Source organism: Candidatus Pantoea floridensis (assembly GCF_900215435.1).
GTDB lineage: Bacteria > Pseudomonadota > Gammaproteobacteria > Enterobacterales > Enterobacteriaceae > Pantoea > Pantoea floridensis.
The window spans coordinates 343428-362032 of sequence record NZ_OCMY01000001.1 but is presented as its reverse complement, the minus strand read 5'-3'; the positions used below and the strand labels follow the sequence as shown (position 1 = coordinate 362032).

The following is an 18605-nucleotide window of genomic DNA, read 5'->3' as shown; positions in this document are numbered from 1 at the left end:
TTGGAAGGAGTCAGCATGTGTGCAGCGGATCAGGCGCATCAGTGGAGTCTCTGTCCACAGTGTGATTTAACAGTAAAGCTGCCCGCAGTACCGGTAGGCAGCCGTGCGCGTTGCCCGCGTTGCCATACAACGCTGTTGGCCAACTGGCAGGAGCCGCGCAGACGACCTACCGGTTATGCCATCTCAGCGTTATTTATGCTGGTGCTGGCCAATCTGTTTCCTTTCATCAATATGCACGTGGCGGGATTAAGCAGCCAGATATCGCTGCTTGAAATCCCGCAGGTGATGGAACGCGAAGATTATCGCAGCCTGGCAACGCTGTTTCTGCTGTTTGTACAGGGAATTCCTGCCTTCTGCATGATCACCATTATCCTGCTGGTGAATAACGTACGCATGCCGCATAACCTGCGACTTGGCCTTGCGCGTATTTTGTTCCAGCTGCGTAGCTGGGGCATGGCTGAAATTTTTATGGCAGGCGTGTTGGTCAGCTTCGTTAAGCTGATGGCGTATGGCGAGATCGGCCTTGGCAGCAGTTTCTGGCCATGGTGTTTGTTCTGCGTGCTGCATCTGCGTGCGTTTCAATGTGTCGATCGCCGTTGGGTTTGGCAGCGCATCGATCCTATGCCGCCGTTATCAACGTTGCCGCAGGCCGGTATCAGCGGCCTGAAGCAAGGTTTGCGCAGCTGTCCATGCTGTACTGCCATTTTGCCTGCTGACCAACTTGCTTGCCCACGTTGTGGGGTGAAAGCGCATGCGCGCCGCAAGCACAGTTTGCAATGGACGTTGGCGCTGCTCATCACCTCGGTGATGCTTTACATTCCCTCCAATATTATGCCGATCATGGTGACCGAAACGCTCGGCTCGCAATATCCCTCGAACATTATGGCCGGGGTAATTTTGTTGTGGAGCGATGGATCCTGGCCGGTAGCGCTGGTGATCTTTATCGCCAGTATTATGGTGCCGTCGCTGAAAATGCTAGCGATTGCCTGGCTGTGCTGGCACGGCAGCGGACGAGGCGGGCGTGACGATGAAAAAATGCACCTGGTTTATGAGGTGGTTGAATTTGTTGGCCGCTGGTCAATGATTGATGTGTTTGTAATCGCCGTTCTCTCTGCGCTGGTGCGCATGGGAAGGCTGATGAGTGTGTATCCTGCGCCGGGCGCGCTGCTGTTTGCTATGGTGGTGATTCTCACCATGTTTGCAGCAATGACCTTTGATCCGCGCCTGCTTTGGGATCGACAACGGGAAACTGAACGTAAGGAGCCGCGTCTTGACGGACAACCATCACGAGACTGCTAAAGTCGACCAGATTAAACGCTGGTCACCAGTCTGGATTGTACCCATCGTTACGCTGTTAATCGGCGGATGGATTCTATTTTATCACTTCAGTCATCAAGGCCCGGAAGTGACGCTGATTACCGAGAATGCTGAAGGTATTGAGGCCGGCAAAACCACGATTAAAAGCCGCAGCGTTAATGTTGGCGTGGTGGAGAGCGCGGTGCTCACCGACGATCTGCATCACGTAGAAATCAAAGCGCGACTTAACTCCGGCATGGAAAAACTGCTGCAAGGTGACAGCGCATTTTGGGTGGTGAAGCCGCAGATTGGACGTGAAGGCGTTACCGGTCTCGGCACGCTACTCTCTGGCGCCTATATTGAGCTGCAGCCGGGTTCCAAAGGTGATAAACCTGAACGCTACCAGCTGCTGGATGCGCCACCTTTAGCACCGCCGGATGCCAAAGGCATTCGCGTGACGCTTGACAGTAAAAAAGCCGGTCAGCTTAATGCGGGCGATCCGGTGCTGTTCCGTGGCTATCGCGTCGGCTCGGTAGAGACCAGTAACTTTGATACCGATAAACGCATGATGACCTATCAGCTGTTTATTGCTGCGCCATACGATCGACTGATCACCACCAATGTCCGTTTCTGGAAAGATAGTGGTATTGCGGTGGATATGTCCGCGTCCGGTATGCGAGTGGAAATGGGATCGCTCACCACGCTGTTTAGCGGGGGCGTCAGCTTTGACGTGCCGGACGGCGCTGAATTGGGTCGAGCTGCGGAGAACAAAGCGGAATATCATCTGTTCGACGATCAACGCAGTATTCAGGATTCGCTGTATACCAGTCATACCGATTTCCTGCTGTTCTTCACCGATTCGATTCGCGGTTTGCAGGTGGGAGCACCGGTTGAGTTCCGCGGTATTCGCCTGGGTACGGTGTCGCAGGTACCGTATATGATTCCTGGCGTTAACCAGGCGCTGAATAATGACTACCGTGTGCCGGTGTTGATTCGTATTGAGCCGGATCGCTTTGTTAATCGTCTGGGTGGCGATTTCAATCTCGAGCAGCATCTGCAGGAAGGCAAAAAACGCGGCCTGCGTGCCACGCTGAAAACCGGCAATCTTTTGTCAGGTGCACTGTTCGTCGATCTTGATTTCTACGACAACGCCCCAGCCTATAAAGGGCCAAATGCTGTCGCAGGTTTAGAAGTGATCCCAACCGTTAGCGGTGGTCTGGCGCAGATTCAGCAGAAACTGATGGCGGCACTGGATAAGATTAACGGCTTGCCACTCAATCCTCTGCTTAACGAAGCGACCGGGACGTTGAAAGAGAGCCAGCGCACACTGCAGCAGCTGCAGAAAACGTTGGATAACCTCAATCAAATCACGGCCAATCCAGCGATGAAGACGCTGCCGGCAGATATGCAGCAAACCTTGCGTGAACTCAACCGCAGCATGAAGGGGCTGCAGCCGGGATCGCCAGCCTATAGCAAGCTGGTGGGCGATATGCAGCGACTCGATCAGGTACTGCGTGAGTTGCAGCCGGTATTGAAAACGCTGAATACCAAAAGTAACGCGCTGGTGTTTGAAGCCAAACCGGGCCAGGATCCACAGCCAAAGAGGGCGAAACAGTGAAAAAAGGGCTGATTATCGGTGCGCTGCTGCTGCTGGCAGGCTGCAGCAGCACCATTGAAAATACCTATTATCAGCTGCCTGCGGGCAGTGATGTGGCGCGCGTTGACAGTGCATCGTCTGGTAATCAACCGATGATTTGGGTTGAGCAGGTGACAGTGCCGGATTACATGGCGGGCAACGGTCTGGTTTACCAGACGAGCGATGTGAAGTACGTGATCGCGGCCAATAACCTGTGGGCTAGCCCGCTCGATCAGCAGCTCCAGCAAACGTTGATTAGCAATCTCAGCAAAGCGCTGCCTGGCCGCCTTGTTGCCGGTTCGCCTTTGGGCGAAACGCACTATACGCTCTCAGTTAACGTTACTGGATTTCAGGGGCGTTATGATGGACAAGTCGTCGTCAGTGGCGAGTGGCTGCTGCAGCATCAAGGACGTCTAATCAAACATGGCTTTAATCTGACACTGCCACAATCTGAAGATGGCTATGACGCATTGGTGCGTACTCTGGCTATGGGTTGGCAGCAAACGGCGCAACAAATCGCCAATAGTATCGTTTCGCTAAATTAAGATTTGTTCGATACTTATGATAAGTCCTTGATTTGCAGCAGTGTGATCGCAGTCAAATCAGGGGCTTTTTTTATTGCCGAATCAGCCAGATATACAATTAACTGACAATTTTACATGTCGATTTGACGTCAAAAACATGACATTGGCGTGAATTTTGCGCATTGACCTTTCTTCTGCGTCGGGTTAGAACATTACTGTGGTTGAACATTATATCGCCACTCTTTCTTTCCACCCAGATTCCACCAGACCTAAAATGAGGGAAACGAGGCATGAAGAGACAGAAGAGAGACCGCCTGGAACGAGCACATTCTCGCGGCTATCAAGCGGGTATTACGGGCCGCTCAAAAGAGCTATGCCCCCATCAAACGATCGATGCGCGGTCTCACTGGTTGGGAGGTTGGCGTCAAGCCATGGAGGACAGGTCGGCAGTGACCTAACATTGTCGAATGTCTATCGTTAAAGAAGAAACCTCCGCTACGCGCGGAGGTTTTCGTTTGGAGGATTAGAAAGCGGAGGTATCTTTGAACAGACCCACTTTCAAATCTGTCGCGGAATAGATCAAATTTCCGTCGACGAAGACTTCCCCATCTGCCACACCCATCACCAGCTTGCGATTGATAACGCGCTTGAAGTGAATTTTGTAAGTCACTTTTTTGGCGGTTGGCAGGACTTGTCCGGTGAATTTTACTTCACCCACGCCTAATGCGCGTCCTTTACCTTCTGCACCCAGCCAGCCAAGGTAAAAGCCTACCAGCTGCCACATGGCATCAAGGCCCAGACAGCCTGGCATTACCGGATCACCGATGAAGTGGCAATCAAAGAACCACAGGTCAGGGCGGATATCCAGTTCGGCTTCGACAAAACCTTTGTCGAATTTGCCGCCGTCCTCGGTCATTTTAACCACGCGGTCCATCATCAACATGTTGTTAGATGGAAGCGGCGGTCCATTTTCGCCAAACAGTTCGCCGCGACCCGAGGCAACCAGGTCTTCTTTACTATAGGATTCGCGTTTATCTACCATGTTCTCAATATGCCTTCTTTTAGTGAAGCCCGAATATTAGCGAACAGTTGTACGCTGAGCAATGTAATCAGCTGTGGTTAAACCAGTTGAGCCAACGTAATGGCCACGGACGCAGGCGTGCTTCCTGCTGATTCAGCTGTGTAATGCGCTCCTGAATCGCGCTAAGCAGCGACTCTCCACTTTCACTCTGCCAGGCAATGCCAGTCAGCAGTGGCAGTGCTTCATCCACGCTTTCAATCGCCCAGAGATGGAATTGGCCCGCCTTAACTGCCTCTACCACTTCCTGGTTTAGACTAAGGTGGCGAGCGTTACTGGCTGGGAAAATCACGCCTTGTTTGCCCGTCAGCTCACGTGAGTGACAGATGTGGAAGAAGCCTTCAATTTTTTCGTTGAGGCCACCAACCGGTTGTACATTACCAAACTGATCGACTGAGCCGGTCACCGCAATTTGCTGATTGACCGGCTGATTGGCCAGCGCACTGATTAATGCGCACAGCTCGGCAAGCGATGCGCTATCGCCATCTACTTCTGAATAAGATTGCTCAAACACCAGCGATGCGGAGAAGGGCAGTTGCTGCTCAAGTTCCAGTTCAGCGATCAGATAGGCTTGCATAATCATCATGCCTTTCGCATGGATGTTGCCGCCCAGTTCAGCTTTGCGTTCCACATCAGTGAATTCACCATCGCCAGGATGAACCACACAGGTAATGCGTGACGGTTCGCCCCATGGACGTGGATGACCAGGAAACTCAACAACCGAAAGGCCATTAATTTGCCCAACGACTTCGCCTTCGGTTTCAATCATGATCTGATTGAGCAGAATCTCATCGCGCATGCGATCGGCAAGGAAGCTCTCACGCCACTGGCGTGCTTCAAGCGCGTCTTTTAACGCTTCGCCGTTCAGGCTCTCGCCGTGCAGTGCGGCTTCCTGCAGCTGGCGACGCAGCCAGCGCGGGCACAACGGCAAGGTATCTTGATCACCTGTCATACGGGCCGCTTCCGTAATTAACACCGGCCAGAAATCGGCTTCAGGCGATGCTAAATTCGCTTGTTCGGCTTGAGTTAACGTCCATTGGCACCACGACGTCATGTCCTCTTCGTCCAGCACCTGCAGGCTCTCTTCAAACTCGCTATAAAGTGCCATCTCATGCACTTCAACATCCAGTTCCTGGAAAGCGGCCAGCGCATCACGATCGCCGCACAAGATCAGGCGCAGTTGCAACGGGAGTGGCGGGATCGCCACCGGTAACGGTTGCCGCTCATCCTGCGAATACCAATCGAAGCGGCCTTGTTCAATACACTTACGCAGGCGCAACCACAGCAGCGGCTGGGCCAGCAAGGTGTTGACGGCAAGGATTAACGTGCCGCCATTCGCGCGGTGCAACAAGCCGGGTTCAGGTTGAACACGATCTTTATACTGACGCACACAGCCAAACAGCTGCTCAGATTCAATCCAGTCGGCGAAATGTACGCCGCCCTGGCTGGTGAACGGACGATTGATATCGCTGGGAGCAAGTAAGCTGACGGTATCGCCCATAACATGGTAGTCACCACCGTACAGCGAGAGCTCTTCAGGCTGAAAACGTTGTGCCGCATCCGCGATGCAAGCAAGATAGTCGCTGTTTTCCTGACTGCGCAGCAACAGCAGTGGAAAACCCAGCGTTTGATGATGCAAATGCGCCAGCGCATTCAGCAGACGCGGCTGAACCGCGGCAAGACTATCGCAATCTTCCAGTGAGACGTTTGAGAAAATGGATTGGTAGCGGTCGCTATCCGGCTGCAGGGCTTGCCACGTAATTTGAGTGCTGGTCAAAATATTCGCATTAGTCTGATTTAGGAAAAGCGCGATTATACAGGAATCGACCTGGTTAATCACGGCGGAGTTCCGGGCCGGATTGTGACGGATACAACATGTTTTTCCTTGCTGCATCCAGGAAAAAAGCTGTTATTCTTAGTTTGTTACGTGATCACGATGAGATTCCGATGAAATACCAGCAACTCGAAAATCTTGAAAGTGGATGGAAGTGGAAATACCTGGTGAAAAAGCATCGGGAGGGTGAATTGATCACTCGTCATCTTGAATTAAGTGCTGCGCAAGCCGCGGTCGATATGCTGCTGGGAATGGAGAATAGCCCGGTTGAGGTTAATGAGTGGATCGCCCAGCATATTCACCCCGATTTGGAGAATCGTCTCAAGCAGACGATCCGTGCACGCCGCAAACGTCACTTTAATGCCGAGCATCAGCACACGCGTAAAAAATCGATCGACCTGGAATATTTGGTATGGCAACGTCTGGCGGGATTAGCGCAGCGTCGCAGTAGTACGCTTTCAGAAACGATTGTGCAATTAATTGAAGATGCTGAACGCAAAGAGAAGTATGCCAGCCAGATGTCGACGTTGAAGCAGGATTTGCAGGCGATTCTGGGAAAAGGCGGATCGGACAGCGAATAAAAAAGCTTTCGATATCGCAAAATTGCAGCATAAAAAAACCCCGCCGAAGCGGGGTTTTTATTGCGCGATAACTTAAGCCTGTGGCTGAGTTACAACGTCTTTGATACCTTTCACGTCGATTTCAACGCGACGGTCTGGCGCCAGGCAGTCGATCAGGGCATTGCGGCCTTTCACGCTGTCACAGGTGTTGCCAGTAACTGGGTTAGATTTGCCCATACCACGTGCAGAGATCTTGTTAGACGGGATACCTTTTGATACCAGGTAATCGACTACAGACTGAGCGCGTTTCTCAGACAGTTTCTGGTTGTACTGCTCTGAACCGATGCGATCGGTGAAGCCCAGTACGACAACAGAACCGTCTTTCGGATCCATTGAGCTCAGCTGGCTGTACAGCTGATCCAGAGCCTGCTGGCCTTCTGGCTTCAGGGTTGCTTTGTTGAAGGTGAACAGCACGTCAGACTTCAGGGTGAAACGCTTGGTTTCAACAACTGGAGCTGGAGCTGGAGCCGGAGCTACAACTGGTGCTGCATCTTCATCCTGACCGAAGCGGTAAGAAACGCCGACGCTCAGCATGCTGTTGTCAGGACGCGCACCAACGGTACCTGCGTCACCGATGTTGTTAACCCACTGGTAGTCCAGGCGAGTCGCCCAGTTTTTGGTCAGTGCGTATTCAACACCAACAGCAGCCAGCGGAGAAACGCCGGTGTCGTGATCGCTGTGACGAACGCCATCGGTGCTCTGAGTAGAGTCTGCACGCCATACCATGCCACCCAGACGGGTGTACACGTCGAAATCTTCAGTGATTGGGTAGCTCAATTTAGCAGCCAGCTGAACGCCTTGTGCTTTGAACGCGCCATTGGTCACGTTACCTTTGTTAGGCATACGGCCCAACCAGTCGTAACCCAGCTCGAAGCCCAGGTACGGGTTAGCTTGGTAACCTGCGAATGCACCAGCTCCCAGCTGAGATTCGTGGGTTGGACCGTCGTTGTTCTCGTAACCGTTACCGTAGTAACCAGTATCGTGATACTGAGACCAGCCCAGTTTAGCACCGGTGTACCAGGTGTTATCTTTAGGAGCGGCCTGCGCTACGGTAGCGAAGCCAGCCAGTGCCACTGCAATTGCGATAGCTGTCTTTTTCATTTTTGCGCCTCGTTATCATCCAAATAGGCAATGAGCAAAAAGGTTGCTCTTTGTGTTAATCCTTCGCCGGGTCTAAACGCTCGCTTTTGACTCTACCGAAAAAACGGAGGTTATTGAGCACCCTGGCGAGCTAAAGTCTACAACGAGATTGGAAAGTTACAAGTATGATGTGAGGTCGAGCAGTAAAAAAACAGGGATTTATACACACATTTTAACAAATGACGTGGCAAAATCTTCGGTACTGAAATGAAAAAAAGCAGCTAAGCCATTGTCATAGCTGGCGGGAAAAGAATCAGTGGCTTAGCTTCAACTTCTGCAAAAAAAATGCTGAGAAAATTCCTGGATTTACTTAATGAAACAAATCTGACGGAATTTTTGCTGCTTTAGGTTGTCTGGAATGAGCATATTGATGCCCCTGCGGACGCAAAATGAGCCCAAGAGCATCACCTTCTGCAGCTGCTTTTTCCAATTCTGCACGCTCTTCATCACTTAATTCGTACGGAATCCAGGCTAATACCACGCTATAATTGCCCGTGCGCAGCGCTTTAACCATACTTTCTACCGTATTGAATCGCTCAGATTCAGTAATATGCATACTCTTTTCTAACGGTAATCCTGACTGTTGCATCCAGCTACGATTCGGCTTTTGCGCAGGAGTTAGCCATAGCTGCCAACGTGATTGCTCACTCAACTGTTTTAGTACCGGTAGAAGCATGAGTTGCATCATTCCAGGTTGTTCGCTGGATCGCAGTTCAGTGATTCCACCCAGCGAAGGCTGCGCTAAGCTTGAAGAAGCAAAACGATGAGAACGATCAGCAGGGCCAGAGAAATGAGTACGCATATTTTAATCACTCAGTAATGAACTGTATGAATATACAGTAATGGCTTCCTGGATAAAGATCAACCTCATTTTCTGATAATGCCTCGCAATTTCTGCACAAGATCCCTCGCTTCTGCTTTTATTCATTGAACAGCTAAATCGTTTTTTTTATCTTCTAAGCAAATGAATCTGAGAGCTTTTCTAGGAAATTTCCCGTGCATGGACTGAAATGAGGGGGCGTTATGAAAAGAAATAATCCGGTTGTTGAGCAATCTAAAGCGCAGTTAGCAGCATTAGGTAAAATTGAGTCCCGTACGCAATTTGGTGGTTATGCGCTGACCGTTGAGAAGGTGGTTTTCGCCTATATCAATGAGGATGCACTCTATTTACGTGCCAGTGAGGCACTCCATCACTATAACGCGAAGCGTTCTCTGGAACCGCTGGTCTATCGTAAGCGCGGGATGCCGGTAACACTGAGCTATTTCAAAGTCGATAAGCTGCTTTGGCAAGACCCAGAACAATTACTGCATTTGTCGGCAAGCTCTCTACGTGCCGCTCAGGATGAAGCCGCGAGCAAATTAGTCTCATTGCGCTTGAAAGATTTGCCCAATCTTAGCCTGCGGTTGGAGTTGATGCTGCATAAAGTCGGTATCAGTTCGGTAAGGCTTCTGTGTGAAATAGGGTCACGCCAAAGCTGGCTGAAGTTAAGGGCGGTGAATAAGCATATTGGCTTGAAAACGCTACTGGCATTAGAGGGCGCGATTTCAGGACACCATGAAGCGGCATTGCCAAGCGCAATCAGGGAGGAACTTTATGCTTGGTATCTAAAAACGCTCCGCCAACATGCGGCGGCGGAGCATCTGCAACCTTAGTGGTTAATAAGTGAACGGCGCAGACGTGCAATCTCTGGCAGCAGTGCGATCAGCAAACCTAATTGTTGGACGACTAATGGTGCACGTCCATCTGAGCTGGTCTTCAACTCGCCTAAGCGCTGCATCAGGGCCTGCTGCATGTCTGTGGCCTGTGAATCTGTGACGCGTTCTACCTGCAGCACATCTTCAATAAAGCAGACCGCGTCATCCAGTAAGGTAAGTAATGTTCTATCCGCCAAACGCTCTCGATGTGCTCCAAGCGCCGAAATATAACTCAGGAAGGAGTGGTTCAGGCACAGCAGTCGAAACGCGTTTTCACGGAGCGGTTGCTGAAGCTTAAGTTCGCTACTGATGTTTGATACCACCGATGCAAGTTCTGCATCAGCATTGTGGGCATCACGGCGCGCCACGCGATAAGCCAGACGATTGTCCTTACCCTGGTGATATTGCTCCATTATCGCATCAAGATAACGGCAGTTCGCATCCAATGTCCGATCGGCCACCGCAGTAATTTTGCGGAAACGCCAATCCGGCCATACAAAGGCCACGGCTAGCCAGGCTAAACCACAGCCGAGTAAAGTATCTACCACGCGTGGCAATGCCACTTCAAATCCTTCACCCAGCAAATTAAAACAGAGCAGGACCAGCAAGGTGATAAAGAGAGTGGCTTGCGCGTATTGAATCTGTCGAAAGGCGAAGAAGAGAACACCACTCAACACAATCAATACCAGCTGACCCTCAATGGAGGGGACCAGCCACAACACGGGAAGGCCGATGGCAATACCTGCTAGCGTGCCGCCAATACGTAGGGCAAGCCGTCTGCGAGTGGCATGGTAATTGGGCTGGCAGACGAACAGGCTGGTAAGCAAAATCCAGTAACCACGCTCTACGCCGGTGATTTGAATAAATGCATAGCCAACACAAAGTACCAGTGACATTCGCACCGCGTGGCGAAACAGCGCGGAGTGGGGGCTGAGATGGCGGCTTAAACGTAAGCGAATATCCGCCCAGCCGCTAAGACCTTCGCGTGAGAGATGGTTATCGCTCTGGATTGCGGGCTCAGTAAGCAGTTGTTCCGATTCAATGGATGCCAGCTGCGCATCAATGGCGCGCAAATTACGCAGCAGCCAAAACAACGCGCGAATATGGGGATCCTGTGGCTCATTTTGCTGCAGACGCTGCAGAGCGGTTTCCAGCCGCTGGAAGGCCCGTTCAAAGTGGCTGTCATGATGCCAGGATTGACGCAGTAAAATCGTCTCCGCCAGTTTTCGGCACGCCTGCGCCTGCATATTCATCAATCGCTGGAAGCGGAACAGCACTTCGTTATAGCGCCAGTTATCACGCAGCAGGTGATATTGCAGATGTGAAGAGCTGGCCCGTTCATGGATATCCTGAGCGACAAAATAGTAGTGCAGGCTTCGACGTGTACTACGCGACCCACGATCGCCTCGTAGCCGGCTTTGAATAGTCGTTTTCGTGAGATTGAGCTGCGCGACTAATTGGCTGTTCACCATTGCCGTAGCGACAAGCGTGGCATCATCCTGTTCGCCGCCGTCGGGATCGAACAAGTTTGCTTTGGCTTCGAGATAGCGTGCCAGTTGGGAAAAGCTTCCCGCCAGTTGTTCCTGTACGGGACGCACCGGAAACATCAAATGACCGATAAACGTCAGTAAGTTATACCAGAGGGCGCCAATCAGTAGCAGCGAAGGTTGCAGCCACCACTGCGTAAACAGTCCTATACCGAGCATGGTATAGACTGCAATCAGCAGTGCGCCGAAGGCGATAGTGGCGTAGCGTTGTCCCAGTGCGCCGAGCAAAATAAAGCCCCAGCTGGAAAGCGCCAGGCCTAACCCAAATGCCCACGGATGCGGGAACAGAAGTTCGACCGAGACCGACGCGATGCAGAAACAGATAAGCGTAATCAAGAGATTGCGAACGCGCCCAATCCAGCGGTCGTCAAGGTCGGCCAGAGCCGCCGCTACCACGCCGAGCGTCAGCGGAATCGTCCACTCAATTTGGTGCAGCCACCACGGCACCGCCGCACATCCGGTCAAGGCAAAAAAGATGCGTAGCAGATAGCGTAAGCTGCTATTGAAAAAATAGCGGCGCCAGCCCGGCAAGGCGTTATGCATCATTGAACGGCCTCAGTAGCGACGACGCGCATTGGCTTCACGCGCTGCCTGCGCTTCTTCTACCGATACCACGCGACGGCCCACTGGCCACAGCGCAATTGCAGCAATTTTAAAATTGGCGATGCCAACAGGAATGCCAATGATAGTCAGGCATTGCACAATACCGGCTGAGATGTGGGCCAGACATAGCCACCAGCCAAACAGTATTAACCAGAAAATATTCAGGAAAGTGCCGCCGGTGTTCATCACATGGCTTTTGCTGTCAGGACGCAGTACATCAACATGTACCGCTTCGTTGCCGAATGGCAGCAGCGATAATTTGGTAATTTCCCAGCAGGAGCGCGTCAGCGGCAGCGTAAAAATCAACACAATGCTGATTAAGGTGGCAAATAGCCAACTCAATGTGGTGAAAAAACCACCGAGAATAAAATTCAGTATATTTAAAACAGTACGCATAACGCGATTTTCCTTTTGCAATCCGCAATATGTGGCGCCAAGTTTAGCGCTTTTTAAGGCTGGAGCGTCAAGTGTCTGACAGGTAAACTGCGCGATAATCGAATTCCATATGACGGTGCGGGAATGGAACTGAAAGCAACATCAATGGGTAAGCGCCTGGCACAGCATCCCTATAATCGGGTTCGACTGCTGGCTGCTGGCGTGGAAGTCAGTGGCGATCGCCACGAATATTTGATCCCGTTTAACCAGTTAATCAGTATTGCCTGCAAGCGTGGCATGGTGTGGGGCGAGCTGGAATTTCAGTTGCCAGATGAGAAAGTTGTTCGCCTGCACGGTACCGAGTGGCAGGAAACGCAGCGCTTTTTCCACTATTTACAGCACGCATGGCAGCAGTGGAGCCTGGAGATGAGTGACGTGAGCGCTGAGGTGCTTGTCGCGCTGGAACAGGAAATCCATGCTTTCATCCAGCAGGACCGCTGGTTGAAACGCAGTGAGCTGAATACGGTAAAAGAGAGCATCATGCGGCAGTTTTCCGCGTTACCGCTACCTCTTGCTCGCATTGCAGAATTCGATAATTGCCGTGACCGCTGGCACTTCTGCCAGCAATGGCTGGATCAAGGTGAAACGGCCATTCGCCAGCGCAATCGCGAATGGACCGCCAGGATCCTCAAGGATTATCACGAATTTTTCTCCACGGTAGAAACCACGCCGCTGAATTCCTCGCAGTGTGAAGCCGTGGTAAATGGCGAAGATGCACTGCTGGTGCTGGCGGGTGCGGGTAGCGGTAAAACATCTGTGCTGGTGGCGCGAGCGGGTTGGCTGCTGCAACGAAAGCTAGCGCAACCGGATCAAATTTTGCTGCTGGCGTTTGGGCGTCAGGCGGCTGAAGAGATGAATGACCGCATTCAGACGCGTCTGGGCGAGAGCGCGATTCAGGCGCGTACCTTCCATGCGTTGGCGCTACATATCATCCGCGAAGGCAGTAATAAACAGCCGGTAATCAGTAAGCTGGAAAGCGACAGCAAGGCGCGGCGGCATCTGCTGATAGAAACCTGGCGTGAGCAGTGCAATAGCAAAAAAGCGCAGGCCAGCGGTTGGCGCCAGTGGTTGCAGGATGAGCTTGAGTGGGAGATCCCCGAAGGACCGTTTTGGCAGGACGACAAACTGGCGCAGCGTGTAGCCTCACGCATGGAGCGCTGGCTCGGGTTAATGCGTATGCATGGCGGCGCGCAGGCAGCGATGATTGCAGATGTGGCAGAAGAACAGCGCGACAGCTTTAGTAAGCGCGTTAAGCTGATGGCACCTCTGCTTAAAGCCTGGAAAAGCGCCCTGAAAGAGGAAGGCGCAGTCGATTTTTCCGGGCTGATCCATCAGGCAATAGCCATTCTGGAAAAAGGCCGTTTCATCAGCCCGTGGAAGCATATTCTGGTGGATGAATTCCAGGACATCTCACCGCAGCGTGCTGCATTACTGACGGCTTTACGCCAGCAAAACAAACGAACCAGCTTGTTTGCCGTGGGCGATGACTGGCAGGCCATATATCGCTTCAGCGGCGCAGAGATGAGCCTGACGACAGCGTTTCATCACTATTTTGGTGAAGGGGATCGCTGCATACTCGATACCACATATCGTTTTAACGATCGCATTGGTGAAATTGCGAATCGTTTCGTCCAGCAAAACCCGCACCAGCTGCGCAAGCCGCTTAACAGCCTGATTAAAGGCAATAAGAAATCGGTGACGCTATTACCGCAGGATCAACTTGAGCCGCTGTTCGATAAGCTTAGTGGTTATGCAAAACCTCATGAGCGGGTGCTGCTGCTGGCGCGCTATCATCATCTGCGACCGGCTATCCTGGATAAAGCCAAAACACGCTGGCCGAAACTGCAGATCGATTTTATGACGATGCATGCCAGTAAAGGACAGCAGGCGGATTTCGTGATTGTGCTTGGTTTGCAGCAGGGACGTGACGGTTTTCCGGCCGAAGCGCGGGAATCGATCATGGAACAGGGGTTACTACCGCAGCCGGAAGATTTCCCGGATGCGGAGGAGCGGCGTCTGGCATATGTGGCGATGACGCGCGCACGCCAACAGGTGTGGTTAATGTTCGATAAAGATCGTCCCTCAGTCTTTGTTGAACACTTCCGCGAATTGGGCGTGCCGCAAAGTCGTAAGGCCTAATGATTATGATTTCAGGCGATCGGCGAGGTAACGCTGATAGTCTGGAATTTGGATCTCAACCTGCTCAGCAAACATTGGCGACTGGATAATAAAATTGGCGGTGGTGCGATTAGTGGCGACAGGGATGTTCCAGACGGTCGCCAGCCGAAGCAGCGCTTTTACATCCGGATCGTGCGGTACCGCATTGAGCGGGTCCCAGAAGAAAATCAGCACATCAATTTTCCCTTCCGAGATCAACGCGCCTACCTGCTGGTCGCCGCCCATCGGGCCGCTCAGCATGGCGTTGACGTCCAATCCCGTATGACGATTAATCAGATTTCCCGTGGTGCCGGTAGCGTACAGGACATGGGTTTGCAGCGTATTTTGGTTGAATTGCACCCATTCCAGCAGCGAGGCTTTACAGTGATCGTGCGCAACGAGGGCGATATGTTTTTGAACGTTAAGGGTACGAACGGTTTGCTCCATAGGGCTTCCTGATTCTTCTCATGCATTATTTGTTAATGCAGGAGTTTACCCCTGGCGTTTCATTACTATCAACTTGTGCGTAAGGTTTTCATCCAGCTAATAAAACGCAGACGTGTGGCAGCATCAAAACGCTTAAACCAGCCTTGCAATGCGGGCAAATCGCTGGCGTCCTGCCAGGCATAGTCAAGATCCGATTGCTCTGTAGTGATAGTTAACGAATGAACGGCAAAACGCGGCACGGAGGCGGTATGTGCATCGCGGTTATAGTTCAGCATCGCCTTTTCAAAATCGTTATCACTTTCCCGCGGTAAACGATCGCGCAGACTTGTAATTTCATTGCCACTTTCATCAATTAGCTGGAAGTTGAGTGTTTTATCAAAGACGTTGCGTTCGTGACGATTATTCAGTGCCGGTAAACGAATCGCAACGGAATGAGCATTGGCGGTAAAAGTGACAATCATTGGCACTGACTGAAAGTGAGTAGTATCTGCCACTGGTTTTTCAACCCGAAAGAGAAATTGATGCTGTCCTCGTTCTAGCTCAAGACTTCCTGCACCTTTTAACAGCGAACCCGAAATTTTACGTCCATCCAGCACCAGCAGTTCAATCTCAGGATTGAGCTTAAGGGTGATGGCATGGCAAGACGCCGATACGAGCAACACGAGTAAACTCGTAACAGTCCAAGACAGCTTCATTTCAACTCCCGGCAGCAGGGGGGATAAATCGATTATGTGTAGCAAATTATTACATTATGGCAGTTAATTTACATTTTAACATATTTATTCGTGCTGCTGCGCAAACTTCTCATGCAAGGCGCTTGCAGTGAAGATCGCATTGCCATCTACACTTAAGCGAATGAACCAGGAGAAAAAAGATGAATGATCAAACAATCCGCGATGTGCTAACCAAAACTAAACGTATCGCATTGGTAGGCGCCAGCGATCGCCCCGACCGACCAAGCTATGGCGTAATGAAATATCTGCTCGATCAGGGCTATGAGGTGATTCCAGTGAGTCCGAAACTGGCTGGGAAGCAGCTGCTTGGCCAAACGGCGTATGCCACGCTGGCAGAGGTTCCAGGAAAAGTGGATATGGTTGATGTGTTTCGCAATGCCGAAGCGGCATGGGGCGTGGCGCAGGAAGCGATCGCCATTGGTGCGGATACCTTATGGCTGCAGCTGGGCGTAATAAATGAACAGGCCGCGGTTTTAGCGCAGGATGCCGGAATGACGGTAGTGATGGACCGCTGTCCTAAGATTGAAATACCGCGACTGGGGATAACGCATTAAGTAGAAACGGCGACCTGAGTCGCCGCTTTCGTTAATGTCGCAGGCTTGGTGCCTGCAGCTGCTGCCGAATAGAAGCGGCTAACTCATCCATTGAGGGTTGTTCAGGATGCTCGAACGAGGTTTCACCCGCGAGCTGCACCTCAGCGACGTAAGTATGCACCTGATCGCCTTCTTCATCTTCCATCACCACGTGATACCAGGGCGCGGCGCGTAATGCTTCGCTAGAAGCAACATCATCGACTTCTGGCTCATCAAGCGAAAACTCCGGATCGACATCCACGATAACGCCGAGCACCCCGGAGAGACGATGCCGGACTTGCTGTCCAATTCCAAATTTAGTCGTAATCATTGTGACCTCCCAAAAGACTGCCCTGCTACCGATATGGAGGCAGGAACAGCGTTTTCAAGTCACAGCACGCGGCAGGCAAAACCTTTCAGATAAAGCCCTTCAGGATAGCTGGCGATCACTGGATGGTCGGCTGCCTGACGGAACTGCTCTATAAATTGTACATCACGACCAGCATCTACGGCGGCATCGGCGATGATTTTCTGGAATAAATCGGTCGGCATCAGGCCAGAGCAAGAGAACGTCAGCAGCACGCCACCGGGATTCAACAGCTGAATTGCCAGCATGTTGATATCTTTATAACCGCGACATGCACCCATCAGCTGGTTCTTGTTTTCGACAAATTTCGGCGGGTCCATCACGATTACGTCAAACTTCTCCCCGCTGTCGCGATAGCGGCGCAGCAGTTTAAATACATCGTCACGCACGAACTGCGCGCGCGACACATCCAGACTATTCAGCTCTACGTTTTGTTTCGCCACGTCGAGCGCATCCTGCGACGTATCAACGCTGATCACCTCGCGGCAGCCGCCCATAAGTGCTGAAACCGCAAAACCGCCGGTGTAGGAGAAGCAATTCAGCACGCGGGCATTCTCTGCGTAGCGACGTGTCGCCAGGCGGCTATCACGCTGATCAAGGTAATAACCGGTTTTATGACCGCCCTGAATATCCACCAACAGCTTCATGCCGTGCTCGGTGATAGGCAGCAGCGGTGGCGGCAGTTCACCTGAAACCGGCCCTTGCGCCAGTTCCAGTCCCTCTTTTTTACGTACCGCGACATCCGAACGATCGTAGATAGCACAATCCGGGAAGCACTGTTGCAACGCTGAGACAATGGCCGGACGCTGATACTCGGCGCCGGCTGACAACAGCTGCAACACGAGGAAGTTGCCGAAACGATCGATGGTAACGCCTGGCATACCATCAGACTCACCGGCGATCAGGCGATAGCTATCCAGCCCATCGCGTTTTGCCAGCCAGTCACGCCATAGCTGCGCTTGCTCAAAGCGGCGCACGAAGAAGGTGATGTCGATTGACTCATCCTGCTGCCAGCTCCAGACGCGTGCGCGAATTTGTGATTGCGGAGAATACGCGGCGCGAGCCAGCCATTTGCCATTGCTATCGCAGACATCAATGGTTTCACCAGACTGGGCTTTACCTTCCATACGTGCAACGGCACCCGAGAACACCCATGGATGGCGGCGGAGCAGGGATTTTTCACGCCCCTTTGCGAGAATCAATCGAACGGTCATAGTTTGCTATGCTTACCTGAAAAAATGAGGCGCCATTTTCCGGCGGATGGCGGCAAATTGCAACGCAAGGTGAGGGGAGAACGTAATGGCAACCACATGCTGTAAAATTTGGGTGCATGGCATCGTGCAGGGCGTGGGATTTCGTTATCACACACAAACCCAGGCCAGGGCATTGAATGTTAACGGCTATGCACGCAATCTGGCGGATGGCAGCGTTGAGGTTTTGGCTGCCGGTGAAGCGCAGCAGGTCGATGCATTAATCAGCTGGTTAAAAGCAGGTGGGCCGCGCAGCGCGCGCGTGGATAAAGTGCTGGTGGAGCCGCATCAGCCGACAGAGCACCCCACCCGTTTTACTACCGGTTGATTACAGGCACTTAGCCGGTTTTGGCAATCCCGCGATTTTGGTGGCTTGTTTTGCTGGACCTTCCGGAAACAGGCGGAACAGGTAGCGGCTGTTACCTTTCTCCTCGCCATATTTTTGCGCCATAGCCTTTACCAGCATGCGCACTGCGGGTGAGGTATTAAATTCCTGATAAAACGCCCTGACAAAGTGCACAACTTCCCAATGTGCTTCACTCATCACGATCGCTTCCTGCTCCGCAATAGCGGCGGCGAGCGGCTCGCTCCAGTCCGCGCTATTTTTCAAATAGCCTTCCGCGTCAGTGGCAATCTCTTTACCGGCAAAAATCACAGTTGTTCCTCATTA

General features: G+C 52.0%; 20 protein-coding genes. 9 read left to right on the top strand and 11 right to left on the bottom strand.

Annotated elements, in window-relative coordinates:
• Positions 1 to 15: 15 nt before the first annotated feature.
• The 4 genes from pqiA (at position 16) to rmf (ending at position 3914) form a co-directional block, all read left to right on the top strand.
• The gene (pqiA, locus tag CRO19_RS01830) at positions 16 to 1299 is read left to right on the top strand and encodes a membrane integrity-associated transporter subunit PqiA (protein WP_097094337.1); all 1284 of its coding nucleotides are present in this window, start codon (positions 16 to 18) and stop codon (positions 1297 to 1299) included.
• A complete protein-coding gene (gene pqiB, locus CRO19_RS01825; RefSeq protein WP_097094336.1) occupies positions 1271 to 2914 on the top strand; it encodes an intermembrane transport protein PqiB in 1644 nt (547 codons plus the stop codon). Before pqiA ends, pqiB begins: the two co-directional genes overlap by 29 nt.
• Positions 2911 to 3477, top strand: coding sequence for a membrane integrity-associated transporter subunit PqiC (gene pqiC / locus CRO19_RS01820; protein ID WP_097094335.1), 567 nt, complete (start codon positions 2911 to 2913; stop codon positions 3475 to 3477). The genes pqiB and pqiC overlap by 4 nt, the downstream gene beginning before the upstream one ends.
• Positions 3478 to 3746: 269 nt before the next feature.
• Positions 3747 to 3914: a ribosome modulation factor gene (gene rmf, locus CRO19_RS01815; RefSeq protein ID WP_097094334.1), complete on the top strand. Its 168-nt coding sequence runs from the start codon at positions 3747 to 3749 to the stop codon at positions 3912 to 3914.
• Positions 3915 to 3979: 65 nt separating this feature from the next.
• Here the strand turns inward: rmf and fabA are convergent, their stop codons facing one another.
• A complete protein-coding gene (fabA, locus tag CRO19_RS01810) occupies positions 3980 to 4498 on the bottom strand; it encodes a bifunctional 3-hydroxydecanoyl-ACP dehydratase/trans-2-decenoyl-ACP isomerase (RefSeq protein WP_007887361.1) in 519 nt (172 codons plus the stop codon).
• Positions 4499 to 4565: 67 nt separating this feature from the next.
• On the bottom strand, positions 4566 to 6428 hold the full coding sequence (locus CRO19_RS01805) for an AAA family ATPase (protein ID WP_097094333.1): 1863 nt from the start codon (positions 6426 to 6428) through the stop codon (positions 4566 to 4568).
• A 53-nt stretch (positions 6429 to 6481) separates the two neighbouring features.
• Here CRO19_RS01805 and matP point away from each other — a divergent pair, with 53 nt between their 5' ends.
• A complete protein-coding gene (gene matP, locus CRO19_RS01800; RefSeq protein WP_141400221.1) occupies positions 6482 to 6949 on the top strand; it encodes a macrodomain Ter protein MatP in 468 nt (155 codons plus the stop codon).
• Between the two features lie 72 nt (positions 6950 to 7021).
• Here the strand turns inward: matP and ompA are convergent, their stop codons facing one another.
• Both ompA and sulA read right to left on the bottom strand, forming a co-directional pair.
• Positions 7022 to 8089 (bottom strand): porin OmpA, encoded by a 1068-nt coding sequence (gene ompA / locus CRO19_RS01795; RefSeq protein ID WP_097094331.1) that lies wholly within the window; start codon positions 8087 to 8089, stop codon positions 7022 to 7024.
• Between the two features lie 349 nt (positions 8090 to 8438).
• Positions 8439 to 8930: an SOS-induced cell division inhibitor SulA gene (sulA, locus tag CRO19_RS01790; RefSeq protein ID WP_097094330.1), complete on the bottom strand. Its 492-nt coding sequence runs from the start codon at positions 8928 to 8930 to the stop codon at positions 8439 to 8441.
• A 221-nt stretch (positions 8931 to 9151) separates the two neighbouring features.
• On the opposite strand from sulA, the gene CRO19_RS01785 reads away from it, so the two are divergent.
• Positions 9152 to 9781: a TfoX/Sxy family DNA transformation protein gene (locus tag CRO19_RS01785; RefSeq protein WP_097094329.1), complete on the top strand. Its 630-nt coding sequence runs from the start codon at positions 9152 to 9154 to the stop codon at positions 9779 to 9781.
• Here the strand turns inward: CRO19_RS01785 and yccS are convergent.
• Positions 9778 to 11916, bottom strand: a complete 2139-nt coding sequence (yccS, locus tag CRO19_RS01780; RefSeq protein WP_097094328.1) for a YccS family putative transporter — start codon at positions 11914 to 11916, stop codon at positions 9778 to 9780. The genes CRO19_RS01785 and yccS overlap by 4 nt on opposite strands.
• A gap of 9 nt (positions 11917 to 11925) precedes the next feature.
• Positions 11926 to 12369, bottom strand: coding sequence for a YccF domain-containing protein (locus CRO19_RS01775; protein ID WP_097094327.1), 444 nt, complete (start codon positions 12367 to 12369; stop codon positions 11926 to 11928).
• A 123-nt stretch (positions 12370 to 12492) separates the two neighbouring features.
• On the opposite strand from CRO19_RS01775, the gene helD reads away from it, so the two are divergent.
• On the top strand, positions 12493 to 14547 hold the full coding sequence (gene helD, locus CRO19_RS01770; protein WP_097094326.1) for a DNA helicase IV: 2055 nt from the start codon (positions 12493 to 12495) through the stop codon (positions 14545 to 14547).
• 3 nt (positions 14548 to 14550) lie between these two features.
• On the opposite strand, the gene CRO19_RS01765 is transcribed toward helD, so the two are convergent.
• Together CRO19_RS01765 and CRO19_RS01760 are read right to left on the bottom strand one after the other, a co-directional pair.
• Positions 14551 to 15012 (bottom strand): methylglyoxal synthase, encoded by a 462-nt coding sequence (locus tag CRO19_RS01765; protein WP_097094325.1) that lies wholly within the window; start codon positions 15010 to 15012, stop codon positions 14551 to 14553.
• A gap of 68 nt (positions 15013 to 15080) precedes the next feature.
• Positions 15081 to 15707, bottom strand: coding sequence for a YccT family protein (locus tag CRO19_RS01760; RefSeq protein ID WP_097094324.1), 627 nt, complete (start codon positions 15705 to 15707; stop codon positions 15081 to 15083).
• Between the two features lie 179 nt (positions 15708 to 15886).
• Between CRO19_RS01760 and CRO19_RS01755 the strand changes: the two genes are divergently transcribed.
• Complete coding sequence (locus tag CRO19_RS01755) at positions 15887 to 16300, top strand: CoA-binding protein (protein ID WP_097094323.1); 414 nt, start codon at positions 15887 to 15889, stop codon at positions 16298 to 16300.
• A 31-nt stretch (positions 16301 to 16331) separates the two neighbouring features.
• Here CRO19_RS01755 and hspQ read toward each other — a convergent pair whose 3' ends face one another.
• Positions 16332 to 16649 carry a heat shock protein HspQ gene (gene hspQ / locus CRO19_RS01750; protein ID WP_097094322.1) on the bottom strand — a complete coding sequence of 106 codons (318 nt, stop codon included), beginning with the start codon at positions 16647 to 16649 and terminating at the stop codon, positions 16332 to 16334.
• A 59-nt stretch (positions 16650 to 16708) separates the two neighbouring features.
• Positions 16709 to 17899 (bottom strand): 23S rRNA (cytosine(1962)-C(5))-methyltransferase RlmI, encoded by a 1191-nt coding sequence (gene rlmI, locus CRO19_RS01745; RefSeq protein WP_097094321.1) that lies wholly within the window; start codon positions 17897 to 17899, stop codon positions 16709 to 16711.
• An 85-nt stretch (positions 17900 to 17984) separates the two neighbouring features.
• On the opposite strand from rlmI, the gene yccX reads away from it, so the two are divergent.
• Positions 17985 to 18263: an acylphosphatase gene (yccX, locus tag CRO19_RS01740; protein WP_097094320.1), complete on the top strand. Its 279-nt coding sequence runs from the start codon at positions 17985 to 17987 to the stop codon at positions 18261 to 18263.
• On the opposite strand, the gene tusE is transcribed toward yccX, so the two are convergent.
• Entirely contained in the window at positions 18264 to 18590 is a 327-nt protein-coding gene (tusE, locus tag CRO19_RS01735; RefSeq protein WP_097094319.1) for a sulfurtransferase TusE, read from the bottom strand. It abuts the gene before it with no gap.
• Positions 18591 to 18605 lie beyond the last annotated feature (15 nt).